This window comes from Streptosporangium sp. NPDC005286 (assembly GCF_040607515.1).
GTDB lineage: Bacteria > Actinomycetota > Actinomycetes > Streptosporangiales > Streptosporangiaceae > Streptosporangium.
The window spans coordinates 68,505-91,358 of record NZ_JBEXGU010000014.1; the positions used below are offsets into that span (position 1 = coordinate 68,505).

General features: G+C 71.1%; 22 protein-coding genes. 11 read left to right on the plus strand and 11 right to left on the minus strand.

Features of this window, described 5'->3' with window-relative positions; translation table 11 throughout:
* Positions 1-82: 82 nt before the first annotated feature.
* The 7 genes from cysS to ABZU75_RS08255 all read right to left on the minus strand — a co-directional run bounded on the left by cysS (position 83) and on the right by ABZU75_RS08255 (position 10,138).
* Positions 83-1,462 (minus strand): cysteine--tRNA ligase, encoded by a 1,380-nt coding sequence (gene cysS / locus ABZU75_RS08225; RefSeq protein ID WP_355550794.1) that lies wholly within the window; start codon positions 1,460-1,462, stop codon positions 83-85.
* Between the two features lie 103 nt (positions 1,463-1,565).
* Positions 1,566-3,413: a sigma factor-like helix-turn-helix DNA-binding protein gene (locus tag ABZU75_RS08230; protein WP_355550796.1), complete on the minus strand. Its 1,848-nt coding sequence runs from the start codon at positions 3,411-3,413 to the stop codon at positions 1,566-1,568.
* 49 nt (positions 3,414-3,462) lie between these two features.
* Complete coding sequence (locus tag ABZU75_RS08235) at positions 3,463-5,520, minus strand: UvrD-helicase domain-containing protein (protein ID WP_355550798.1); 2,058 nt, start codon at positions 5,518-5,520, stop codon at positions 3,463-3,465.
* 3 nt (positions 5,521-5,523) lie between these two features.
* Complete coding sequence (locus ABZU75_RS08240; RefSeq protein WP_355550801.1) at positions 5,524-7,785, minus strand: hypothetical protein; 2,262 nt, start codon at positions 7,783-7,785, stop codon at positions 5,524-5,526.
* Between the two features lie 111 nt (positions 7,786-7,896).
* Positions 7,897-8,652 (minus strand): methyltransferase domain-containing protein, encoded by a 756-nt coding sequence (locus ABZU75_RS08245; RefSeq protein ID WP_350921759.1) that lies wholly within the window; start codon positions 8,650-8,652, stop codon positions 7,897-7,899.
* 126 nt (positions 8,653-8,778) lie between these two features.
* A complete protein-coding gene (locus tag ABZU75_RS08250; RefSeq protein ID WP_355550803.1) occupies positions 8,779-9,840 on the minus strand; it encodes an extracellular solute-binding protein in 1,062 nt (353 codons plus the stop codon).
* A 112-nt stretch (positions 9,841-9,952) separates the two neighbouring features.
* Positions 9,953-10,138: a hypothetical protein gene (locus tag ABZU75_RS08255; RefSeq protein WP_342666812.1), complete on the minus strand. Its 186-nt coding sequence runs from the start codon at positions 10,136-10,138 to the stop codon at positions 9,953-9,955.
* Between the two features lie 160 nt (positions 10,139-10,298).
* On the opposite strand from ABZU75_RS08255, the gene fdxA reads away from it, so the two are divergent.
* From fdxA to ABZU75_RS08270, 3 genes are all read left to right on the plus strand, one after another.
* On the plus strand, positions 10,299-10,625 hold the full coding sequence (gene fdxA, locus ABZU75_RS08260; RefSeq protein ID WP_030910647.1) for a ferredoxin: 327 nt from the start codon (positions 10,299-10,301) through the stop codon (positions 10,623-10,625).
* 296 nt (positions 10,626-10,921) lie between these two features.
* Positions 10,922-12,001 carry a succinyldiaminopimelate transaminase gene (gene dapC / locus ABZU75_RS08265; RefSeq protein WP_355550806.1) on the plus strand — a complete coding sequence of 360 codons (1,080 nt, stop codon included), beginning with the start codon at positions 10,922-10,924 and terminating at the stop codon, positions 11,999-12,001.
* A gap of 11 nt (positions 12,002-12,012) precedes the next feature.
* Positions 12,013-12,681, plus strand: a complete 669-nt coding sequence (locus ABZU75_RS08270) for a DUF4178 domain-containing protein (protein ID WP_355550808.1) — start codon at positions 12,013-12,015, stop codon at positions 12,679-12,681.
* Positions 12,682-12,726: 45 nt separating this feature from the next.
* On the opposite strand, the gene ABZU75_RS08275 is transcribed toward ABZU75_RS08270, so the two are convergent.
* A complete protein-coding gene (locus ABZU75_RS08275) occupies positions 12,727-13,548 on the minus strand; it encodes a hypothetical protein (RefSeq protein ID WP_355550810.1) in 822 nt (273 codons plus the stop codon).
* Positions 13,549-13,617: 69 nt separating this feature from the next.
* On the opposite strand from ABZU75_RS08275, the gene ABZU75_RS08280 reads away from it, so the two are divergent.
* The 4 genes from ABZU75_RS08280 to ABZU75_RS08295 all read left to right on the plus strand — a co-directional run bounded on the left by ABZU75_RS08280 (position 13,618) and on the right by ABZU75_RS08295 (position 17,312).
* Positions 13,618-14,478, plus strand: coding sequence for a 2,3,4,5-tetrahydropyridine-2,6-dicarboxylate N-succinyltransferase (locus tag ABZU75_RS08280; RefSeq protein ID WP_355550812.1), 861 nt, complete (start codon positions 13,618-13,620; stop codon positions 14,476-14,478).
* 123 nt (positions 14,479-14,601) lie between these two features.
* A complete protein-coding gene (dapE, locus tag ABZU75_RS08285; protein WP_355550814.1) occupies positions 14,602-15,663 on the plus strand; it encodes a succinyl-diaminopimelate desuccinylase in 1,062 nt (353 codons plus the stop codon).
* Between the two features lie 258 nt (positions 15,664-15,921).
* A complete protein-coding gene (locus ABZU75_RS08290; protein WP_355550816.1) occupies positions 15,922-16,692 on the plus strand; it encodes a TIGR00730 family Rossman fold protein in 771 nt (256 codons plus the stop codon).
* A gap of 32 nt (positions 16,693-16,724) precedes the next feature.
* The gene (locus ABZU75_RS08295; protein WP_355550818.1) at positions 16,725-17,312 is read left to right on the plus strand and encodes a TIGR00730 family Rossman fold protein; all 588 of its coding nucleotides are present in this window, start codon (positions 16,725-16,727) and stop codon (positions 17,310-17,312) included.
* On the opposite strand, the gene ABZU75_RS08300 is transcribed toward ABZU75_RS08295, so the two are convergent.
* Positions 17,289-17,720 carry a hypothetical protein gene (locus ABZU75_RS08300; protein WP_355550820.1) on the minus strand — a complete coding sequence of 144 codons (432 nt, stop codon included), beginning with the start codon at positions 17,718-17,720 and terminating at the stop codon, positions 17,289-17,291. The two genes, ABZU75_RS08295 and ABZU75_RS08300, sit on opposite strands and share 24 nt — an antisense overlap.
* Before the next feature lie 41 nt (positions 17,721-17,761).
* Between ABZU75_RS08300 and ABZU75_RS08305 the strand changes: the two genes are divergently transcribed.
* Together ABZU75_RS08305 and ABZU75_RS08310 are read left to right on the plus strand one after the other, a co-directional pair.
* The gene (locus ABZU75_RS08305) at positions 17,762-18,517 is read left to right on the plus strand and encodes a hypothetical protein (protein WP_355550822.1); all 756 of its coding nucleotides are present in this window, start codon (positions 17,762-17,764) and stop codon (positions 18,515-18,517) included.
* Positions 18,514-19,092, plus strand: coding sequence for a DNA-3-methyladenine glycosylase I (locus tag ABZU75_RS08310; protein WP_355550824.1), 579 nt, complete (start codon positions 18,514-18,516; stop codon positions 19,090-19,092). The genes ABZU75_RS08305 and ABZU75_RS08310 overlap by 4 nt, the downstream gene beginning before the upstream one ends.
* Positions 19,093-19,207: 115 nt before the next feature.
* Here ABZU75_RS08310 and ABZU75_RS08315 read toward each other — a convergent pair whose 3' ends face one another.
* On the minus strand, positions 19,208-19,990 hold the full coding sequence (locus ABZU75_RS08315; protein WP_355550826.1) for an enoyl-CoA hydratase-related protein: 783 nt from the start codon (positions 19,988-19,990) through the stop codon (positions 19,208-19,210).
* A gap of 33 nt (positions 19,991-20,023) precedes the next feature.
* Positions 20,024-20,806: a PaaX family transcriptional regulator C-terminal domain-containing protein gene (locus tag ABZU75_RS08320; protein WP_355550828.1), complete on the minus strand. Its 783-nt coding sequence runs from the start codon at positions 20,804-20,806 to the stop codon at positions 20,024-20,026.
* A 189-nt stretch (positions 20,807-20,995) separates the two neighbouring features.
* Here ABZU75_RS08320 and ABZU75_RS08325 point away from each other — a divergent pair, with 189 nt between their 5' ends.
* Both ABZU75_RS08325 and ABZU75_RS08330 read left to right on the plus strand, forming a co-directional pair.
* On the plus strand, positions 20,996-21,163 hold the full coding sequence (locus ABZU75_RS08325; RefSeq protein WP_084195322.1) for a DUF3117 domain-containing protein: 168 nt from the start codon (positions 20,996-20,998) through the stop codon (positions 21,161-21,163).
* 193 nt (positions 21,164-21,356) lie between these two features.
* On the plus strand, positions 21,357-22,811 hold the full coding sequence (locus tag ABZU75_RS08330) for a leucyl aminopeptidase (RefSeq protein WP_355550831.1): 1,455 nt from the start codon (positions 21,357-21,359) through the stop codon (positions 22,809-22,811).
* Positions 22,812-22,854: the final 43 nt, after the last annotated feature.

Sequence of the window (22,854 nt, forward strand, 5' to 3'; positions counted from 1 at the left end):
GTCCCCGGCGCGGGCCGCTCCGTGGCCGTGTCAGGGACCGGGTTTCTGACACGGCCCGCGCCGAGGGCCGGTCAGGGGGATGTCAGGACCAGGTCTGGCCCTCCGGGGTGTCGACGACCTTCACGCCGAGGGCGGCCAACTCGTCGCGGAGGCGGTCGGAGGTGGCCCAGTCCTGGGCGTCGCGGGCTCGGGCGCGTTGCTCGACAAGCTCCGCGGCACCCCCGGGCAGGCTCCTCGACCTGCCGATGTCGAGGGAGAGGTCCAGGGCGAGGATCTGGTCGAGGTGCAGGAACGCCTCGAAGCGGGAACCGGGGGCGACCGAGCCGTCGCGCTCCAGCTCGCGCAGGAGCCGGAGCGCCAGCGGGGTGTCGAGGTCGTCGTCGAAGGCCGCCTCGATCCGGGAGACCCGATCGGCGGGCATCGGGCTGCTCGGCGACTCCGACCACTCGGCCACCTGGCTCCGCCAGCGCCGCAGGGTCCTGTCGGCGGCCCGCAGGGTGTCCCAGGTGAGGTTCATCTGCTGGCGGTGGCGGTGCTCAAGCAGCGCCAGCCGCACGGCCAGCGGGTCCAGGCCCGCGTCCGCCACGTCCTTGAGCAGCACCACGTTGCCGGTGGACTTCGACATCTTGCGCCCGTCGAAGAGCAGGTGCTCGCCGTGGACCCAGTGCCGCACCACCTCGTGTCCGGCGGTGGCGTCGGACTGGGCGCGCTCGTCCTCGTGGTGCGGGAAACGCAGGTCGATCCCGCCGGTGTGCACGTCGATGCGCTCGCCGAGGAGGTGCAGCGACATGGCCGAGCACTCGATGTGCCAGCCGGGGAAGCCCCGGCCCCACGGCGTCTCCCAGGTCAGCTCCCGGTCCGAGGGCTTCCACAGCGCCCAGTCGGCGTGGAAGCGCTTGCGCGGATCGACGCCCTCGACCCGGTGGCCCGGCCTCAGCCGGTCGAGCCGGTTGCCGGAGAGCTCACCGTACGTCGGGAAGGAGGCCGCGTCGAAGAAGACCGACCCGTCGGGCACCGCGTACGCGTGCCCCTTCTCGATCAGCTTGGCGATCATCTCGATCATCAGGTCGATCGTCTCGCTGGCCCGGGGCGAGTGCTCGGGCGGCCGGATGTTCAGCGCGGCCGTGTCGGCGAGGAAGGCGTTCTCGTAGAACCGCGAGATCTCCAGGGCGCTGCGCCCCTCGGCCCTCGCCTGGGCGAGCACCTTGTCCTCGCCGGAGGGGTCGATCTCGGCGTCGTCGACCAGGTGACCGACGTCCGTGATGTTGCGGCAGACCACCACCCGGACCCGCTGCCGCTCGCTGACCCGCCTGATCAGGTCGGACAGCAGGTATGACCGGAGATTGCCCACGTGGGCCGACCTGTAGACGGTCGGTCCGCAGGTGTACATCCGCAGCGAGCGGCTCCCCTCGGGAACGATCCGCTCGACCTGGCGATTCCGCGTGTCATACAGGCGCAACATACGCCGAGCCTACGCAATCAACCCCGACGCCACACCGGACGGGCTCCACACACACGCGATGGGAGCCGACTCGGCCGAGCCTACGGGAGCGGAGCGAGCGCCATCAGACACTGCCTTCCAGGAAGGCGAGGATCTCGCGGTCTCCCCGGTCGCGCAGGCGGGCGATCACCTCCTCGCGGGTGCAGCCGTCCGAGAGGCCGATGCGGGCGCCGATCAGCCGGATGCCCTCGGCCTCCGAGGCCACCGGCGCCGTGTAGCCGATCAGGTGCAGCGCCCGGTTCAGGGCGGGCAGCGCCGGTGAGGCGGCGGGCAGGTAGCGGGTCAGCAACTCGCCGCCGTCGGAGACGGTCAGGAAGACGTGGTCACCCTCGGAGGCGTTGGTGGCGATCAGGACGGGGCGGATGGAGCCCATGGTCGGCTGGTTGTGCCAGCTGATCACCACGTCGCCCGAGGGGGTGGAGGCGGTCAGCTGGCCGCCGGGGGCCATGCCGAGGTGCGCGGCGAAGCCGGTCGGCAGCGGGGAGCCGGAGCCGCGCAGGTGCTCGGCGTTGACGTCCACCCGGTGCCACCAGCGCCCGTCGCGGCTGCGGAAGCAGCGCCGGGTCTCCGAGACGTCGCGGCGCGGCTGGTAGTCGGCCTGCTCGGCTCCGGCCACCCGGATCCACCCGCGCTGCGTGCGCTCGAAGCCGGGGCCGCCGGCGTACGCGCGGACCGAACTCTCGCTCACGTCGTAGCGCCCGGTGAGGTTGGTGACGATCGTGTTGACGGACGCCTCGCCGTTGGCGCGTTCGATCTCCCTGACGATCATTTCCCGGATGCCCAGATACTGCTCGCCACCCCAGCGCGACAGCCCGTACTTGTTCCGGTCGACCCGCAGGAACCGGTCGTCGGCGGTGAGCTGGTTGCGGATGCCGACGAGGCTGTAGTCCTCGCCGATGCGTTCCTGGATCTCCTCGGGCGTCAGCGGGTTGCCCGCCACCGCGAGCACGGCCTCGGCCTTGTCGTTGACGCTGCGCGGCCAGGGCACCACGTGGTTCTCCAGCACCCGCAGCTGGGGCACCGCGATGAGCCAGCGCTCGGCCACGTCCTCGCGGATGCCGAGCTGGCTGACCAGCGTGACGGCCTCGTCCAGCGGGCGCGGCCCGTCCGTGAACAGCTGCCTGGTCTTCTCCCTGAGCTCGTCCGCACCGCCCGCGACCAGCCAGCCGTCCACCTGCTCGTAGCCGCTCAGCAGCGTCCTCACGAACCGCCAGGAGGGGATGCCCAGCGTGGCCAGGTCGGTGCGGTGCCAGGGCACCGCCGCGGCCAGGTCGTCGGCGGGCACGGCGGAGCCCAGCCGGCCCCGCAGCCAGGACACGTGGCCGGTCAGCGGGGCCGCGTCATCCTTGGCGAGCCAGGCCTCGACATGGTCGCGCAGGTCACGCTCGATCTGCCGGATGCGCTCCCTGGTGACGGAGAAGCGCTGGGCCAGGTCGTCGAGGGTGGCCCGCTGGGAGGCGTAGAGCCGGTCCCTGGCGATGGCCCGCTGCCGCTCGTCCAGCGTGGCGAAGACCTCGTCGATCAGCTCGGGCAGTGGCCGGTCGGGCTTTGCCGGGCGGGTCCGGGCGACGCTCTCCTCGGTGACCGGTTCGAGTAGCCGCTCCAGCACCCCGGTGAACAGCTTGTGCACCGTCTCGCGGCCGAGCCCTTCGGGCGTGCGTACGCTCGAGGCGGGGTCGGCGAACCTGAGCAGCGGGAGGACGTCACCGAGCATCAGGTGACCCCAGCACGCCAGGGCGAGGTCGGTCAGGCGTCCGGCGACCTCGGACGTCCCGATGGTGGAGCAGGCCCTGTCGAGCGGAAGCGCCTGCCACCACGCCTCTGGGAGGCGTGGATCGGTTGCGATCGGCGCTACCTGGCCGGGAGAGGTCCAGCGCAAAGGTGGCGCGATGTCGCTCAGGCTGAGGTTCATTGAGGTCCAACCGGCAAAGGGGATTACATCCGCAGTTCAGACTATGTGGTCAGTTGGGAAGGAAGGGACTTGCCCGTCCGGAATGGGATACGTAAAGGAGTTCTCGTGCCCGGGTGCAGGCGACATAGAGCAGGCCGCGCTCCCGCTGGAGATCGTGGGCCCTGGCCGCCGGATCCTCGCCGACAGGGGTCAGCGAGTCGGGGGCGGGCACGATTCCCTCGCCCACGCCGATCACCGCGACCCGCCGGAACTCGAGTCCCTTCATGCCGTGCAGCGTCGTCACTCGCACCCCCAGCTCGCGCAGAGCGGTCCGCGCGTCACGCACGAGGCCGGCGGTCCTGGCGGCCACCGCTATCTCCTCGGGCATCACGCCCTCATTCACCCACTCTCCCACCTGTGCCACCAGCCCCGTCAGCTCATCCTGCGGTGAATCGTAGGCTCGGACCATCGGCCTGAGCCCGTGCCGGGTGCTCCGGAAGCCGTAGAGCTCCTGCACACCGTCGACGAGCCCGTCGGCGGGACCGCCTCCGCGTAACCGGACTCCCCAGGACAGGATCTCCTGTGGGAGCCGGTACGACACCTGCAGACGCTGCTGGATCGCGTCGATCCCGACGGCGCTGAGCGTCACCCTCGTGTCGAAGATGCGCTGGTGCGGGTCGCCCACGATGAACAGGTCGTCGCGGGCGTGCGGCACCGCCGCCCGCAGCAGCCGCCACTGCGCGGGGTGCAGGTCCTGCGCCTCGTCCACCACGATGTGCCGGTACGGCTCCCGCATGGGCTCCGCCTCCTCCAGCAGGTCTCCCGTGGTCTGGCCGAGCAGCACCGACGCCTCGGAGGCCAGCTGCAGCAGGGTCCGCTTGCCGCGCTCTCGCAGCCGTCCGGTGACGTGCCCGATCGCGTCCCAGACGGCGCCGCGCTCCTCGGCCGACAACTCGACGCCGCGGCCCGAGCGGGGGGTGTCCAGGTACTCCTCAAGGGTCCGGAGGTTCTGCGCCAGCACCACCTGCTCCCACTCGCGCAGCAGGAACGCCGGGCTGTGGCCGGCCGCCGTCTCCTCCCAGAGCGCCGTCAGCTCGGCGGCGCCGACCAGCGAGGGCGGACGGCCCTCGGCCTCCGCGACGATGCGGTGGGCCAGCCGGTCCACGTTGCCGACCTCGATCCGCTTGCGGATCGTCTCGTCCTCGACCAGCAGGTCGAGCCTGGTCGCGAGTTCGGCGCTCAGCCCCTGGGAGAAGGTGACGAGCAGGATCTGGCCGCTCGCGCGCCTGGCCAGGTGGGCCGCCCGGTGCAGGGCGACGAGCGTCTTTCCGGTGCCCGCGCCACCGGTGATCAGCGTCGGCTGCTGGTAGGACTCCCAGTACGCCAGCCGGTGCTGCGGCGGCCGCAGGAACACGCACCAGCCGGGCGCGTCGAGCACGCGGTTCAGCTCGCGCGGGTGGTCTGTGAAGACGGCCCGGTCCGGGCTGCGCAGGAGCGCGGCGCCGAAGTCCTCGGGGTTGATCGGCTCGGGTCCCGCGGCGACGGCGCGGCAGTTCTCCAGCTCCCGCCAGGCCCCGGCCATCGACTCGCCCCTGGCGAGCGCCGCCAGCGGCTCGTACTGCGTGGGGGGCAGCAGCGGTTCGAGCGCCTCCAGGGTGAGCTGGTCGGTGATCTGCCTGACCAGCGGCAGGAACCGGCCGTCCACCCCCAGTTCGGCCAGGTCGCTGTCGCAGATCTCGGAGAACAGCCGCGTCGTGGACGCCTCGGCCGCCCTGCGCACCGCGGGCCGTACCTGGTCCAGCGCCTCGGCGTCCCACATCTCGACCACGCCCAGCGCGGTGTTGACGCCGAACCGGTAGCGCTGGGCGTACGCCCACGCCTCCGCGTCCGGCAGCACGGTCAGCAGCCAGTAGACGTCCCGCTGCTTGACCACGACGCCCCGGTACCGGTCGGCCAGCCTCAGGGTGGCGACCCGGGGGTCCCTGGCCCCCCTGACCCGCTCGGGGTGCGGAGCACCCGCCACGTTCTGCAGGAACCTGCGCGCCGAGACCACGATGTCCCGGCGCACCGGCTGGGCCAGGGCGCCGAGTTCGACGGGGAAGTCCGGGGAGATGGCGAGGCGGGGCATGAGCTAGGCCAACAGTGACAGGAGATCGCGGTCCCCGCGTTCTCGTAGCCGGGTGAGAAGGTCGGGTATGCCCACGGGGCCCGTCATGCCGACCCGGGTGGCGATGACCCGCCCGGCCTGTTCCGGGGTGCCGCCCGAGGCGGTGTAGCCGACGAGTCTCAGCGCCTGGGCTGTCGCCTCCCCCTCGCCCCCGGCGGACGGTAGGTGCCTGGCCCGCAGGACTCCCTCGTCGGAGAGGGTGAGGAACAGGTGGCTGCCCTCCTTGGCCCCCACGTCCTCCAGGAGCGTTCTGAGCGACTCGAGCACGGGCCTGTCGTGCCAGCTGAGGACCAGATCGCCGACCGCGCTGCTGACCGTGCGGCCCTCACCGGGTGACATCCCGAGGTAGGCGGCGAACCCGCTGGGCAGCGAGCACTCGGCGCCTCGCAGGTGGTCGGAGGTGACGTCGATCCGGAGCCACCAGCGGCCGTCGGGCTGGCGGAAGCAGCGCCTGGTCAGCGAGACGTCCTTCAGCGGGCGGAAGGGGGCCTTCGCCGGTTCCCCGTTCTCCCGCGGCGCGCCGGGCGGCTTCTCCGCGATCAGGGCCGGGGCGCCGTTCGGGCGCTGGGGAGGCCGTTCGCCCGCGCCGAGGATGCGGAGCTGCGGAACGTTCTCCAGCCACTCCTTGGACACCTCGGGGTGGATGCCCAGCGAGGAGACCATGTCGAGGGCCTTGTTGATGGTCAGCGGCGGCTGGGCGTCGCTGAGCATGTCGCGGGTGCGATGGCGGAGCTCGGCGATGTCGCCCTCCACCAGCCACTCGTCGACCAGGTGGTAACCGGGGAGCGTGGCCAGCACGAACTGCCAGGCCGGGATGTCGAGAGAGTGCAGCTCCAGGGTGTGCCAGTCGGCGGCGTTGATCAGCCGCTCCTTGGGCGCCGCCCTGCCGAGCACCCTTCTCATCTCCTCCAGGTGCTCCCGGTACGGGGCGGCCTCGTCGGAGGCGATCCACTCCCCGAGCTCCCGGCGCAGGTCGACCTCGATGCCGAAGATGACCTCCGGCCGCACCGCGAAGAGCTTGGCCAGCGCCTCCGCGCTCGCCGGGGTGTCGCTGAACAGCCTGTTCTGCGCCACCGCCCAGCGCTTGTCCTCCACGTTGGCGAAGACACCGTCCACCAGCGCGTGCAGGTTCTCCACAGGCTGCCCGGCCCGATGACTCCGCGCGGCCTCCTCCGGCTCGGGGGCGCCCGCCGCCTCCGGGGCGGCGGCGGGTGCGGAGTCGTCGATGGGGTCGTCGATGGGGTCGTCGCCGGTTTCGGCGACCGCCTCAACCGGAGCGGCGGCAGCCGCCTCGGCCTCGGGCACGCTCTCGGCGGGGGACTCCCGGACTTCTTCGAACGCGGCGCCGGGCGCGGCGGCCTGAGCCTCCGCGTCGGTCACGGGCGGATCGCTCCTCGCCGGGGCCGGCTGGAAGAGCGATTCAGGGACGGCGGCGGGCTCAGCCTCAGCCTCAGCCGCACGACGTGCCTCGGGCACCGGCAGGGCTTCCGGCACGGCGTCCCCGGCGCTCTCCACACTCTCGGCCGTGCTCTCGGCAGTGGGCCCTGAAGTGGGCCCTGAAGTGGGCCCTGAAGTGGGCCCTGAAGTGGGCCCTGAAGTGGGTTCGGCAGCGGGTTCGGCAGCGGGTTCTGCGGGGGACTCCGCCACGACACCCGGCCCGGTCCCCGGCGCGGTCTCCGGCGCGGGGACGGCTTCAGACTCATCCGGTATGGCATCGGACTCGCCCGGGGCCGACTCGCTCCGCGCGGCGGGCGCCTGGACCGAAGCCACCGGAACCGAAGCCACCGGAACCAAAACCGCCTGAACCGAAGCCGCCGGGAGCGGGGTCGCCAGGCGTGCGAAGACCGCCGTGAAGAGGGCGTGCAGTAGCGGGACCGGCTGGATGAACGGCTGGTCGCGCAGGTCGTGGCCGGTCAGCGCGAGGAGACCCGGCCAGGATCCCGCGCGGTCGAGGGCTATGGCCGTACAGGGCTCGTCGGCCTCGTCCGGGTCCAGGACGTGCAGTGCGGGCAGCACGTCGCCCACGGTAGCGGCAGGCCAGTGGTTCAGGGCGAGCGCGGTGAGGATCTCGGCCAGCCGCTCAGGAGGCAGCACGGCGAGCACGCGGGCCATCGGCAGGCTCCGCCACCAGGCGTCCGGCAGGTCAGGCTGGTCGCGCAGAAGTGGGATCGTGGCCGCGTCGCTCCAGCGTAGCGGCGGCACGAGGTCACTCAGACAGAAGTTCATCCGTTCCCTTCACCAGCCCCTTAAGCCGCCCGAGACACTCCATGTGGCCGGGGAACGAGACTCATGGAACAGACCATAGTCTGGCAAATCGCCACGGCGCATTGGGTCGGTTCAGCGGCGTACAGCCGCGAACCGCAGTCGCACGTAGTCGGCCATCCAGCCGGTCTCCCGCCGCAGGGCGGGGGCGGCCAGCTCGTTCACCCGGTGGAGCAGCGAGTCGACCATCTCCATCGGCACTTCCTGGAGCAGCGAACCGGCGAACATCCGCACCCAGTCGGCCGCCCCGTTGGGGCACTCGTCGAGCGGGGTCGGCCGATCGAAGTATTCCAGCAGGCGGACCGTGAAGCCGCCCTTCTCCAGCCTTGTGGCGTATTCGGCGGGGGTGGGGAAGTACCACGGCAGGCCGGGCTCACGGAGCCCGTACTCCCGCCAGGCGGTGGACAGCGCCGCCGTCAGCGCGGCGCAGTTGCCCGCGCCGCCCATCTCGGCCACGAACCGTCCGCCGGGTGCGAGGGCCTCGCGGACACTGGTGATCACCGCGTCCGGCTCCTGGCCCATCCAGTGCAGGGCCGCGTTGGAGAAGACCGCGTCGTAGGGCTGGGCCACCGTGAAGTCGCGGCCGTCGCCGACTATGAAGTCCAGCCCCGGGTACTGCGCCAGGGCTTTTTCGATCATCGCCTGCGATCCGTCGATCCCCAGGACGTGCGCGCCCCGGGAGGTGATCTCGGCGGTCAGCGTCCCCGTGCCGCAGCCGAGATCCACGATGCGCTCGCCCGGCTGCGGGTCGAGTAGTTCGACCAGGGGGGCGCCATGTGCTGAAACGTACCCGAAGCTGCTGTCGTAGGCGCGAGCGTTCCACCTCGTCAAGCTAGGCGCGTCGTATCGCAAGACGATCAGCTCACATTCTGAGACGCCAAGGTCTCTTATCGGTACTCTCCAGACACTTTAGAGCCTCTGGGAAGTCACGACATATCAGTCTCATCAGCCCCACCCTCATCTCACCTTTCTGGCCCACTCGCGCTGGAGGTAGGCCCTGGCCCTGTCGATCTCCGAGACGGTGAGGATCACGGGCCTCCCGCTGGTGGCGGGGAGCTTGGCCGCGAGTTCGTCGTCCAGGGTGCCGCGCATCTGGAGGGCCTCCATCCTGATCGGGCGGGCATAGCCCTTCAGGAAGAGGTTCTGGCCCTTGTCGGAGAACAGGAACTCCTGCCAGAGCCGGGCGGCGGCAGGGTGCGGGGCCTGCTTGTTGATGGCCTGGACGTAGTACGAGCCGAGCACGGCGTCGCCGGGAATCGCGACCTTCCAGTCCTTGCCGGCGGCCGCCCGCTCGGCGTTGTGGTAGTCCCAGTCGACGACGACCGAGGCCGCCTTGGGGGTCGCCGCGAGGTTGCCCGCGCCCTTGAGGCGGTGGAAGAACTCAACGCCCCGCTCCGCCCTTGCCTCGCCGCCCCTGAGCGAGACGGCCATCACCCCGTTGAAGGCCGCCGAGACCTCCCGGGGGTCGCCGGGCAGCGAGACGCTGTGACCGGGCTTCAGCAGGTCGGAGAAGGAGGCGGGGGCGGCGACCTTGCTCGGGTCGTAGCCGATGGACATGTAGCCGCCGTACCCGGCGTACCAGGTGCCCCGGTGATCCTTGAGATGGTCGGGGATGTCCTGCCAGCCCTGGACCCGGTACGGGGCGAAGAGGTCGGACTTGGACACGGCGACGTCCATGCTCAGGTCGAACACGTCGGGTTTGAGCGCGGGGATGGCCGCGATCTCCCTGGCGCTGTTCGCGCCGGGTTCCAGCTGGTCGACCTTGATTCCGTACTCCTCGGCGAAGGTGTCGATGATCTCGCCGTAGTTCACCCAGTCGCGCGGTAGCGCGATCACTGTGAGGGTCCCCTCCTTCTTGGCCGCCTCGACGAGGCGTTCCATCGTCGAGAAGCCCTCCTTCATGGAGGCGGCCCGGGTGTTGACCGGCGGGAGTTGAATGTTCTGAGGAGCCGGGGCGCCACATCCGGCGATCGTGGCCGTGAGGATCACGGCGGCTGCGGCGCTGGTACGTACGGTCACGGAGAAAATACTCTCCGCTGTCATTCGTCCGGTCGAGCAGGCGCGGCCCTTCCTACCGGACGGCTTATACGTGTCTTGGCGAGCGGCTTACCCGAACGTGCCGGTGGGCGCCTCACGCGCGCGGGGGTCGCGGCTCCTGGACCACCTTCGCCGCGGCGAGCGTCTCCTCGCCGATCTCGACCAGCGTGCCGTCCCGTTTGCGTACGCCGAGCACGCCGTCCCGCCAGAACTCCAACTCGCCCACCGCGTCCCGGAATCCCTCGGGAACCCGTCTCCGCGTGGTGACTCTTTTGCCCACGTCAGAGGGGGTTATGGTGATATTTAGGCGAGCACCGAAACCAAGGGCCATCGACTTTTGCCCCCTCCCGTTTCAGACACGTGGCAGGCCCGGCAATACTAGGGCTAAGCAACCCGCGGTCGAAGTCGTGCCTAGGTGCGTAAAGAAGAAGGAGCCCGAGGTGACCTACGTCATCGCGCAGCCTTGCGTGGACGTCCTGGACAAGGCATGCATCGAGGAGTGCCCTGTCGATTGCATCTACGAGGGGGGACGGATGCTCTACATCCACCCCGACGAATGCGTCGACTGTGGCGCGTGCGAACCCGTCTGTCCGGTGGAGGCCATCTTCTACGAGGACGACCTTCCCGAGCAGTGGAAGGAATTCTACAAGGCGAACGTGGACTTCTTCGAGGACCTGGGATCGCCCGGCGGCGCCTCCAAGGTCGGCAAGATCGAGAAGGACCACCCGGTCGTCGAGGCTCTGCCCCCGCAGGCCGAGAGCCACTAGGTCCTGTCGGGCAGATCTTGCCGCGGCGAGGATCGGTCGGCTGCCGCCTCGTGGAGCGAAGGAGGTCGCCGCGGCGTGCCGCGGCGACCGGCGACAACGCGGCGGGGTGCCGCCTGACCGGCCGCGGTGGGCGAAAGATCCAAAGGACGGTGCCCGGGGTCCGATGCCGGAGGGGTGAGAAATCGCTCCTCCGGTGCGTGTCACCGGCAGATCCGACAGAGCGAAAGACGACGGCTGAATCAAGTGAGCGCCACTCCTAACCGGTCAGAGAACCCGAACGTGCCCGCGAGGCTCCGATGATCGGCCTGCCGGACTTTCCGTGGGACCGGCTCACGCCGCTGAAGGAACTGGCGGCGTCGCATCCCGACGGGATCGTCGACCTTTCGGTGGGCACCCCCGTCGATCCGGTGCCCGCCATCGTGCGCCAGGCGCTCGCGGACGCCTCGGACAGCCCCGGATACCCGCAGACCCACGGTTCCGAGCGCCTCCGCTCGGCCGCGGCCGGATGGCTGCGGCGCAGGCACGGAGTGATCCTCGATCAGGCGAACGTGCTGCCGCTGATCGGTTCCAAGGAGTTGGTGGCCTGGCTGCCGACACTGCTCGGTGTCGGGGCGGGGCAACGAGTGATCTTCCCCGAGCTGGCCTACCCCACCTACGACGTGGGGGCCCGCCTCGCGGGCGCCGAGCCGTACGCCGCCGACGGGCTGCTCGCGCTCGGGCCGGAGCGGGTGCCGTTGGTCTGGGTCAACTCCCCGTCCAACCCGACGGGTAAGGTCCTGCCCGCCGAGCACCTGCGCAAGGTCGTCTCGTGGGCACGCGAGCACGGCGCGGTCGTGGCCTCCGACGAGTGCTACATCGAGCTGGGCTGGGAGGAGCAGCCGGTCTCGATCCTGCACCCGGACGTCTGCGGCGGCTCGCACGAGGGCCTGCTGGCGGTGCACTCGCTGTCCAAGCGCTCCAACCTGGCCGGCTACCGCGCCGGGTTCGTCGCCGGCGACCCCGCGCTGATCAAGCGGCTGCTGGAGATACGCAAGCACGCCGGCATGATGATGCCCGCGCCGGTCCAGGCGGCGATGGCCGTCGCGCTGGACGACGACGAGCACGCCGAGGAGCAGCGGGCCCGCTACGCCGCCCGCCGCGCGGCGCTCCGTCCCGCCCTGGAGGCGGCCGGTTGGAAGATCGAGCACTCCACGGCGGGTCTGTACCTGTGGGCGTCCAACGGGACGGGTTGCTGGGAGCAGGTCCGCGCGCTGGCCGACAGGGGGATCCTGGTCGCCCCCGGCGACTTCTACGGGACCGCGGGTGAGGGGCACGTCAGGGTCGCCGTGACGGCCGGTGACGAACGCATCAGTGCGGCGGTGCGCCGCCTCCAGTAGGATCGCGCGGCATGACCCCCGAGGTCGCCGTGATACTCGGTTTGAGTGTGGTCACCCTTGTCCTGTTGCTCGGCGCGTTCTTCGCGACGACGCGTCAGGACAGGGGGGCCGACGATCCCGAGCCTCCCGGCGAGACCCACCCCTCCTCGGTTGGGGCCGCGCAGCCGCCCCAACCGGCCATGGGCCATGTCGGTATCGACTATCCCGACCCCCGTACGATCAAGGTCGGCGACACGATCGAATGCCAGGGGGTGCGCAGCCGCGTTCTCGGCGCCCTGTACCTGTCGTGGCAGGGCACCCAGTGGACCGAGTACCTTCTCGACGACGGCACCCGCCGCTACCAGTGGCTCTCGATCCAGATGCACGACGGCCTGACGACCGGCGAACCGCCGCACCTGGAGGTGCTGCTGTGGACGCAGGTGCCCACCGAGGGCATGATCCCCGCCAAGACCACCCTGAGCGTTGAGGGGGTCGACTTCCTCCCCATCGACCGTGGCACCGCGGCCTTCCGCGGCGAGGGCGTCACCTCGATGCCCGAGCGGGGCCTGCTCGACTTCGCCGACTACCGGGCGGCCGACGGCCGCCTGCTCAGCTTCGAACGCCTGCAGGGCCAGCGCTGGAGAGCCTCACACGCCCAGCCCCTGGCCCCCGGCACGATCAGGATCGAGAAGAAGGGCTGAGCCCCGCGGGCGTGAGCAGGGGAGTGATCCGGAGGCGGCACCGGATCACTGGGAGATCTCGACCTTCCCCGCGGGCACCTTGGGGTCGGCCTTCCAGCCGTCGTGGCCGTTCGCGGAGACCCACGACTGGCCGTCGTAGCGGATCCTGGTCAGCCCGAACTCCTTGGCGTGGGCGATCGACCAGCCGGCCACCAGCCAGCCGCGCCTGCGCGACGGGGCCTCGAACGCGGCCCCGAGCGCCCTGGTGAGCTCGCTCTTCGCCGCACCCGTGTCGGGGCGCGGGCTCTTGCCCGAGGGAACGGGGAACCAGCAGTGCACGGCCTTGGGGACGCGTCCGGTGAACGCCGCGGCGAGGATCTTCCCGTCCTCCTCGTGCTGGGCGTACGCCGACCCGTCGGCCGAGCGCTGCACCGCCTGGGCCGCCTCGTGCAGCGGCAGCTTCCGGTATCCCTTCACCTTCACCAGCGCGGCGAAGAACTTCTCCGAGGCGTAGACGGGATCGATGAGCTGGCTGGGTTTTCCCCAACCCTGGGAGGGCCGCTGCTGGAACACGCCGACCGAGTCGCGGTCGCCGCCCCTCAGGTTCTCCAGCTTCGACTCCTGGATGGCGGTGGCGTAGGCGATCACGGCGGCCCGCTCGGGCAGCTTCCTGCGGGCCGCCACGGCCGCGATGGCCGCCGCCACCTGGGCCTGCGCGATGTCCAGGTCCAGCGAGCCCTCCGGAGTCGTGATCCTGCACCCCTCGCCGAGGTCGACGAACGGTTTCGCCCGCTTGAGCAGGGTGAACAGACCCGCGGTGATGGCCACCACGAGCACGACCACGATCGCGATGATCGCGATAACCCCTTTTGAGAAGCGCCCTCGCACGGTCAAGAACCTACCGGTCCCCGCGATTGCTCAGCCTGTGATAACGCTGTGAACACTAGGCTCCGGGCCATGACCCAGAGCGATGCCAGCCCGCTGCCCGCGGCCGTCGACGAGCTGTGGCGACGCCGGGCCGAACTGAGCCCCGCCGACGCCGAGGCCCGCGCCGTCGTGGTGAGCGCGGTGGACATGCTCGACGGCGGAAAGGCCCGGGTGGCGGAGGTTTCCCCCACCGGCGAGGTGGTCGTGGACGAGCGCGCCCGGCGGGCCGTCATGCTCGCCTTCCGGGTGCTCGGCATGGCCAGGTCCCAGGTGGGTGATTTCCATCACCATGACCGTCTTCCGCTGAAGACCTCCGTCGACGGGGTACGCGTCGTGCCGGGGGCGATCGCCCGCTGGGGCGCCTACCTGGCGCGAGGCGTGGTGCTGATGCCCTCGTTCGTCGACATCGGCGCCCACCTGGACGAGGGCAGCACCGTGGACACCTGGGTCTCGATCGGTTCGTGCGCCCAGATCGGCAAGAACGTCCACCTGGCCGGCGGGGTCGGCGTCGGAGCGGCGGGCGGCCAGGACGGCGAGGAGGGCTCCGGCGCCGCGGGGGAACCGTCGAGGGCCGCACCCGCGGTCGTCGAGGACGGCGCGCTGATCGGCCGCCGTGCGGTGATCGCCGAGGGGGCCCGGGTGGGCCGGGGCGCCGTGGTCGGCGCCGGGACGATCCTGTCGGGCTCGACCCCTGTCGTCGACGTGCGGACGGGAGAGGAACTCGGCCGTGGTCGCGTCCCGGACTGGTGTGTGGTGGCAGGGGGGACCCGGCGGCGCGAGTTTCCCGGCGGTACCTTCGGGCTGCGCTGCGTGCTGGTGCTTGAGCGCCTGGAGGAGGGCCGCAGGCCCGGCGGGGCCGAACTCGACCGGATGCTGCACGGACACGGATAGGCGCTCCGCCCGGCAGGGGTCGTCCGGCCCCCGTGCCGAACTCGACCGGATGCCGCGCGGACACGGCTGGCGGCGGCGGGGGCGGGCTCGTCCGGATCCCGCGCGGGCACTAGGGTCGCGGGCATGAGTACGCGTCTGGATCTCACACAGGATGTCGGGGAGCTCACCGCCCGGATCGTGGACGTCGAGTCGGTCAGCGGCGACGAGAAGGCACTGGCCGACGCCGTGGAGGAGGCCCTCCGGCTCCTCCCGCACCTGACGGTCGAGCGCGACGGCGAGTCGATCGTGGCCCGTACCCATCTGGGCCGCGGTGAGCGGGTGGTGATCGCCGGACACCTGGACACCGTCCCCGTCGCGGGCAACCTGCCCAGCCGGGTCGAGGGCGACCTGCTCTACGGCTGCGGCACCTCGGACATGAAGGCCGGCGTCGCGGTCGCCCTGAAGCTGGCGGCGACCCTCCCGGAGCCCAGCAGGGACGTGACCTACGTCTTCTACGACTGCGAGGAGATCGAGGCCGAGCGCAACGGCCTGCTCAGGCTCAGCCGCAGGCACCCCGACTGGCTCGCCGGGGACTTCGCGGTGCTCATGGAACCCACCGACGGCACGATCGAGGGCGGCTGCCAGGGCACGCTCAGGGCCCAGATCGTCACCCGGGGCAAGCGGGCGCACAGCGCCAGGTCCTGGTTCGGGGTCAACGCGATCCACGCCGCCCAGCCGGTGCTCGCGATCCTGAACGCCTACCAGGCGAGGCTGCCCGTCGTCGACGGGCTGGAGTACCACGAGGGCCTGAACGCGGTGGGCATCGGCGGTGGCGTCGCGGGCAACGTGATCCCGGACGAGTGCGTGGTGACGGTGAACTACCGCTTCGCCCCCGACCTGTCGCTGGAGGAGGCGCGGACCCACGTGAGCGAGGTGTTCGAGGGGTACGAGGTCCGCTTCACCGACGGCGCGGCCGCCGCGCGGCCCGGCCTGACCCATCCGGTGGCGGCGGCCTTCGTCGACGCGGTGGGCGGCACACCGAGGGCCAAGCTCGGTTGGACCGACGTCTCGCTCTTCGCCGGTCTCGGCGTGCCCGCCGTCAACTACGGCCCCGGAGACCCGAATATGGCGCACCAGCAGGGGGAGTTCGTCTCACTGAAGAAGATCGCCGACTGCGAGCGCGGAATGCTCGGCTGGCTGTCGTGAAAGGCCGGAGTCATCCGGTCAGGTGTGCCGCTCACGGCGGATCCGCTCCGCCCTGACGTGGGCGGTTACCCCACGAGGGGCCGGAGCGGTGCCGGGCGCAAATGAAAGTGGCTTTCCTCGCCGGCCATTTGGCGGGGAAAGCCACTTTCAGTCCCGAGCAGCACCCTCGGCAGTTAGACGCGCCCTCGTCAAAATTCGGTTCCATGTTTTCATAGAGATTTTTCAAGATTTTTCTGGGACGGCACTACGGTGTCCCGCATGAAGAAAACACGTCCTGAACGCCGCCAGGGAGCCGCGGTGGTCCGCGGTGACCTCGTCTCCGACTCCACCTACGACCAGCGGCTTCTTGACCGGAGAGGGCCGGCCGACTGGCTGCACATGGACCCCTGGCGGGTGATGCGGATCCAGGCCGAGTTCGTGGAGGGCTTCGGACAGCTCGCCGAGCTGCCCCAGGCGGTGACCGTGTTCGGATCCGCGCGCACCCCCGCGGGCACCCCCGAGTACGAGATGGGGATCAAGCTGGGCAAGAGCCTCTCCGAGGCGGGCTACGCCGTGATCACCGGTGGTGGCCCCGGCTGCATGGAGGCCGCCAACAAGGGGGCGGCGGAGTCCGGCGGTGTCTCGGTCGGCCTGGGCATCGAGCTGCCCTTCGAGCAGAGCATGAACGAGTACGTCGACCTCGGCATCGAGTTCCGCTACTTCTTCGTGCGCAAGACCATGTTCGTGAAGTACTCCTGCGGCTTCATCACGCTGCCCGGCGGGTTCGGCACCCTGGACGAGCTGTTCGAGGCACTCACCCTGGTCCAGACGGGGAAGGTCACCTCCTTCCCCGTGGTGCTGATGGGCACCGAGTTCTGGGGCGACCTGATCGGCTGGATCAGGAACACCCTCGTGCGGACCGGCAAGATCTCCGCCCGGGACGCGGATCTCATCCACGTCACCGACGACGTGGAGGAGGCGGTCCGGATCATCGTGGAGGCCGACCGCACCAGGGGCGGGCGGGCCAGGGACGAGCGGAGAAGCCCATGACCCTGGCCGGCGATGCCGAATAAGGTCGGGGCGTGTTCATATGTGTATTCCTCGCGTCTAGTCAGAGAATCGACAAGAAGTACCAGGAGCTGGCCGAGGAGGTCGGTGCGGAACTCGCCAGGCGCGGGCACGACCTGGTGAGTGGAGGGGCCAAGGTCTCCTGCATGGGCGCGATCGCCCGAGCGGCCCGCGCGGGCGGCGCCCGTACCGTGGGCGTGATCCCCCAGTCACTGGTGGACATCGAGCTCGCGGACGAGCACGCCGACGAGCTGGTGATCACTGGCGACATGCGCGAGCGCAAGGGGGTCATGGACGCCCGCTCCGACGCCTTCCTGGTGCTGCCGGGCGGCATCGGAACGCTGGAGGAGCTGTTCGAGATCTGGACGTCCCGCACGCTGGGCCTGCACGACAAGCCCCTGGTGGTCCTCGACCCGTGGGGCATCTACCGGCCGCTGCGGGACCTGGTCGATGGCATGCAGGAGGCGGGCTTCACCCGGCCGAACGTCTTCGACGCCATCTCCTGGACCGCCACGGTCGACGAGGCGTTCCGGCTGCTGGAGAAGTCGACCAGGCATCTGGAACCGAGCGCCGAGGAACTAGGCGAGGCCACGGCGGGTTAGCGCGGGTGGACGCCGCCCGGCGAGGGAGTCGGTCATCTCGACCGCGAGTCGCACCTGTTCCCGGCGATCCGTACGGAACACGCGGGCACCCGCCCAGGCACAGATCGAGGCCGCGGTGAGCTCCGCGGCCTCGGCGTCCCGCTCGTCTCCGGCGGTGGCGGCGGCCAGCCTGGCGGGGGTGACGACCACGGTGCGCCCGGCGCGGACGAGCTCCTCGACCTCCCCGATCGAGTGGGCCTCGACCCAGCGGGGTTCGCCCGGATCGCCGGGTCCGAGCACGAGGGGGGCCGTCGGCGGGACCGGTGGGACCGCCCCGGTCCGCCCGCTCGGAGAGGCCGGAGCCCGGCCGTCGCCCACCTCGGCGGAGGCGGGCGGGAGGCTGCTCTCTTCAGGGAACGGAGGAGTCACGACCTGATCCTAGGTCAGCGGAGTTGTGGCACGATTCGTATGTGCTGGTCGTATTAGCCCTCGCTGCCGTAGCCGTCATCGCCAGTGTCACGGTGGTCGCCATGGGGCGGGGGGGTGAGCTGAGCGAGTTCGCTCCCGACGTGCCTCCGCTGGACCTGCCCAAGGGCGGCCAGCTCGGTGCCGTCGACTTCATGGCGCTCCAGCTCCCGGTGAGCCTCGTCGGCTATCACACCCAGAGCGTGGACGAGGCGCTGAACCGGGTCGCCGGAGCCCTGAGCGAGCGCGACACCAGGATCGCCGTGCTGGAGCAGCGGGTGGCCGAGCTGCTCGCCGGCAGGCTCCAGGCCCGCCACGAGCTCAAGGGCGGCCTGCCCGCCACCCTGCGCGAGCTTGAGGCGCCGTACGAGCTCTCCGGCCACGGCAGGCCCGCGGCGGGCAAGGAGCGGTCCGGCGGGTCGTCCGCCGTTTCACTCACCGAGCGCGAGGCGCCGCACCGGCTCCCCGACGCGGCCGAGCCCGTGCCGGACCCCGTGCCGGACGGAGGGGATTCCGGCGGGTCACCGGCCGTTCCACGGGTCGAGCACGGGCCGGAGGGGGCCGATGGGCTCCCCGAGGCGGATGAGATTTCCGTGGCGGAGAAGCCGCCCGGCGCGTCGCGGGTCTCCTCGCCGTCCGAGCCGTCCCAGGTGCCGGACTCCCCGTCCCCTTCCGGGGCCTCGCCGGAGCCGTCCTCCGGTACCGTCGGCGTCCACCTCGGTGAGCGGCCGGGGAAGGACAACAAGGAGGAGTCCCGTTGACCGAGACCTCGCGACCCGTCGTGCCCGCGGCACCCGTGGAGCTCGTGCGCTGTGGGTGGGTGAGCGCGGCCCCCGACTACATCGCCTATCACGACGAGGAGTGGGGCCGCCCGGTCACCGGCGACGACCGGGTGTTCGAGCGGATCACGCTGGAGGCGTTCCAGTCCGGCCTGTCCTGGATCACCATCCTGCGCAAGCGGGAGAACTTCCGCGCCGCCTTCGAGGGGTTCTCCATTCCGGCCGTGGCCGCCTTCGGCGAGCAGGACGTCGAACGCCTGCTCGGCGACGCAGGCATCGTCAGGAACCGGGCCAAGATCGAGGCGACGATCGCCAACGCGAGGGCCGCGCTCGGCATCGGCCTGTCCGACCTCGTCTGGAGTCACGCGGACCCCGGCTCGCCGGTTCCGAAGACCCCGGCGGACCTGCCCGCCCAGACCCCCGGTTCCAAGGCGCTGGCCAGGGAGCTCAAGTCACACGGCTTCCGTTTCGTCGGCCCGACCACCGCCTACGCGCTGATGCAGGCCATCGGCCTCGTCAACGACCACCTGGCCGACTGCTGGACGCGCCGGGCCTGACGGCCTCCCCCTCGCGGGCGAGGGGGAACTCCGCGCGGCCGGGCCCCGCTGACGCCGGAAGTCCCCGCACGTACGCGGCGGTTTCGCGGAATCCCCCGAGACCGGCCAAGGGACGTCAGCGGCCCTGGAAGACCGGGCGCTCCTTGGCGAGGAAGGCACGGGTCGCGTTCAGGTGGTCGTCGGTCTTGGCGCAGGCGTCCTGGAGGTCGGCTTCCAGCTCCAGGGCCTCGGCCAGCGAACCGGTCGAGGCGAACCGCAGGGCGCGCTTGGTGGCCGCGTAGGCGCTCGTGGGCCCCTGTGCCAGCCGTACGGCCAGTGCGCGGGCCGCGATGTCCAGCTCGTCGGCGGGGACGACCTGGGAGACGATCCCGAGTTCGAGCGCGCGGGCCGAGCCGATGGGCTCGCCGAGCAGTAGCAGCTCCGCCGCGCGGCCCGCGCCGACCAGGCGCTGCAGGGTCCAGGAGGCGCCCGAGTCCGGGGCCAGGGCGATGCCGGAGAAGGCCATCGCGAACCTGGCCTTCTCCGAGGCGATTCGCAGGTCGCAGGCGAAGGCCAGCGCGGCGCCCGCGCCCGCGGCGACGCCGTTCACCGCCGCGACGACCGGCTTGTCCATCTCGGTGATCGTGCGGACGATCGGGTTGTACTGGGTACGTACCGTGTCGTCCAGGCCCCGCCCGGCCTCCAGGTTCGCGGCGTGCTCGCTCAGGTCCTGGCCGGCACAGAACGCCCGCCCCGTCCCGGTCAGCAGCACCGCCCGCACGGCGCGCTCCCGCGACGCCGCGGTCACCGCCTCGAGCAGGGCGGTCTTCGCCCGGGAGGTCAGCGAGTTCATCGCCTCCGGCCGGTTGATGACGATGGTGGCGACGGCGTCATCGACGGAGTAGAGAACGTCGTTCAACAAGGGCTCCTTCAGGCTTCCCGGCTCCGCGTGCTACGGCTCGCCGAGGTGGCGGTCGACGAAGGCGGCGGCGGCTGGGAGCAGCCGTCCGGCCTCGTGTTCGAAGTAGATTCTGGCCTGCTCCCCCGGCCAGCCTCGCGGCAGGAGCTCGGTTGGGAGCCCGGGGTCGCGGAACAGGAAGTTGCGCCAGCCGTGCAGCAGCCTGCTGCGGACGGCGAACACCCGGGCGTCGCTCGCGTTGCCGGGCAGCTCGCCGACCAGGTCCATCGCCTGGGCCAGCCATCTCTGGTAGGCGGCACCGATGCCGCCCAGGTCCCATGTCCTGGCGGCCAGTGCCGCGGGGTCGCCGTCGAGCACCGCGTCGAACCGCTCGGCGCCGACGCCCTCGCCGCTGAGGATCGTCTCCAGCTCGGGGGAGGGGCGGGGGCCGATCCAGGTGGTCTCGGACAGGGGCGCGTACCCGATGAAGGACAGCTCGGCCCGGAGGCGCTCCCTCCTGGACCGCTCGCGCACGGGCTCCAGCACCAGGACGTGCCACCGGCCGTTCCAGGTGATCGTCCCAACTCGGTAAATTCTCAACGCGGCTTCGTCGAGACGGTGCACGCACTTGGGGGTGACCTCGTAGCCGGGGCCTCCGGGCAGCCGGGCGGGCGCCAGCCAGCCTTGCCGTACCATCCGCGAGATGGCGGTGCGCACGGCCGGAGCGGCGATGTCCAGCGGGGCGAGCAGGCGGACGAGGGCGGCCACGGACGCGCGGCCGCCTCGGGATCTGAGGTGGTCCCCGTACAGATCGAAGAGCGCGGCGCGGGCGTTCACGAGGACAAGTTTGGCCGTCCGGGGGGTCTCGGACAACGGTCTTGATCGCCGGATGAGCCGACGCTGAGACTGATCGTTCCCATTCTCCGTGCGGAGGCGGGATAATAGGACATCACAGAAGACGTGAATGCGTCGGCCACCCTCGGGTCAGTCGGAGATCCGGAGCCCGAAGCAGGAAGGGATACACGCATGGCGGCTATGAAGCCGAGGACCGGTGATGGTCCGCTGGAGGTCGTCAAGGAAGGCAGGGGGATCGTCATGCGGGTTCCTCTGGAGGGTGGCGGCCGTCTCGTCGTTGAGCTCTCCGCGGACGAGGCAAGCGCCCTTGGTGAGGAACTGAAGAAAATCGTCGGTTAATACCGATCTAAGACAGAGTGGCGGAGCCGGGCCCTATTTGAGCTTGCTCGGGGAGCATGACACCTGCGATGGCCCGCGCGACCGACGATGAACACGGCCCTGGCCGTCGGACCGCCTTGCGGCGGCTCGCGCCAGGGCCGCGGTGTTCTCCCCGGCGTTTCTCTCCTGCCGGGCCTGACGACTGGAGTCACCCATGCCCATCTCCCCCTACCTGCTCCTGCCCCGCGTGCCCTATGCCCAGGGGCTGTCCGCCGGGGAGGACGCTGAGACCGAGTCCTTCGGCGACGCCGAGTTGCTCGCCGTTCCCTTCGCCGAGGATCTCGCACCCGAGATCGAGCTGCCGGTGCCCGTGGCGGCGTTGCTCGCCCACTACCAGGCCAAGGGCGAGGCGGGTGAGATCGTCGAGGTTCCCGTCGCGAACGGCGACGCCGTGGGCCGGGTGCTCCTCTACGGAGTCGGAGACGGCTCGGCGACGGCCCTGCGCAAGGCCGGCGCGGCGGTGGCGCGGCGCGGTAAGGGCAAGGACGCCATCAGGATCGTGCTGCCCGGCGGGCCGGTGGCCGCCTTCGTGGAGGGCGCGCTGCTGGCCACGTACACCTTCAGGGTCGGCGAGGCGAAGTCCCCCGTGACGACGCTCGAGTTCGTCGGAGACGGGGTCGAGGCGGAGGTCGCCGGCGCGGAGGTGATCGCCGGGGCCGTCGCGCTCGCCAGGGACCTGACCAACACCCCCTCCTCGGTGAAGTCACCGGCCTGGCTCGCCGAGCGCGCCGCCGAGCAGGGCGTCGCCGCGCGGGTGTGGGACGAGCGGGAGCTGCGCTCCGGCGGGTTCGGCGGCATCCTCGCCGTCGGGAAGGGGTCGGTGAACCCGCCCCGGCTGATCCAGCTCTCCTACCGGCCCGAGGGCGCGACGCGCCACGTGGTCCTGGTCGGCAAGGGCATCACGTACGACACCGGCGGCCTGTCGCTCAAGCCGACCGCCGGCATGGTGTTCATGAAGACCGACATGGCCGGCGGAGCGGTGGTCATCGCGGTCCTGGGCGCGCTGGCCTCGCTCGGCGTGCCGATCCGGGTCACCGGCCTGATCGCCGCCGCCGAGAACTCCTTCTCCGGTACGGCCCAGCGCCCCTCGGACGTGATCACGCAGTACGGCGGCCGGACCGTGGAGGTGCTCAACACCGACGCCGAGGGCCGCCTGGTGCTGGCCGACGCGCTGGCCTACGCCGACGCGGAGCTGGACCCGGACGTCATGGTGGACATCGCCACGCTGACCGGGGCGATCAGCGTGGCCCTGAGCAAGAGTCTCGGCGCGGTCTTCGCCTCCGAGGACGCGCTGGCAGGCGCGCTGGTCGAGGCGGGGGAGGTCAGTGGGGAGCGGCTCTGGCGGATGCCGCTGATCGAGGACTACCTTCCCGCGCTCGACTCGTCGGTGGCCGACCTGACCAACATCGAGGCCGGATCGACCTACGGCGCGGGTTCCGTCACCGCGGCGCTGTTCCTGCGCGAGTTCACCGGCGGGCGGCCCTGGGCACACCTGGACATCGCCGGCGTCGGCCGTAGCGGCGCGGACGAGGGCCTGTTCAGCAAGGGAGCCACCGGATACGGCGTGCGCCTGCTGCTCGAATGGCTGGCGGGGCTCCAGGAGCGGTGATCGCGCGGCGGGCGGGACGGTGTCACCGACGGTGTCACCGTCC

Bases quoted from the DNA above. Each gene is read 5' to 3' on its own strand.
- ABZU75_RS08325 (WP_084195322.1), top strand. From the start codon at position 20,996: ATGGCGGCTATGAAGCCGAGGACCGGTGATGGTCCGCTGGAGGTCGTC.
- cysS (WP_355550794.1), bottom strand. From the start codon at position 1,462: ATGTTGCGCCTGTATGACACGCGGAATCGCCAGGTCGAGCGGATCGTT.
- ABZU75_RS08290 (WP_355550816.1), top strand. From the start codon at position 15,922: ATGAAGAAAACACGTCCTGAACGCCGCCAGGGAGCCGCGGTGGTCCGC.
- ABZU75_RS08270 (WP_355550808.1), top strand. From the start codon at position 12,013: ATGACCCCCGAGGTCGCCGTGATACTCGGTTTGAGTGTGGTCACCCTT.
- ABZU75_RS08230 (WP_355550796.1), bottom strand. From the start codon at position 3,413: ATGAACCTCAGCCTGAGCGACATCGCGCCACCTTTGCGCTGGACCTCT.
- ABZU75_RS08240 (WP_355550801.1), bottom strand. From the start codon at position 7,785: ATGAACTTCTGTCTGAGTGACCTCGTGCCGCCGCTACGCTGGAGCGAC.
- dapC (WP_355550806.1), top strand. From the start codon at position 10,922: ATGATCGGCCTGCCGGACTTTCCGTGGGACCGGCTCACGCCGCTGAAG.
- ABZU75_RS08330 (WP_355550831.1), top strand. From the start codon at position 21,357: ATGCCCATCTCCCCCTACCTGCTCCTGCCCCGCGTGCCCTATGCCCAG.
- dapE (WP_355550814.1), top strand. From the start codon at position 14,602: ATGAGTACGCGTCTGGATCTCACACAGGATGTCGGGGAGCTCACCGCC.
- ABZU75_RS08235 (WP_355550798.1), bottom strand. From the start codon at position 5,520: ATGCCCCGCCTCGCCATCTCCCCGGACTTCCCCGTCGAACTCGGCGCC.
- ABZU75_RS08280 (WP_355550812.1), top strand. From the start codon at position 13,618: ATGACCCAGAGCGATGCCAGCCCGCTGCCCGCGGCCGTCGACGAGCTG.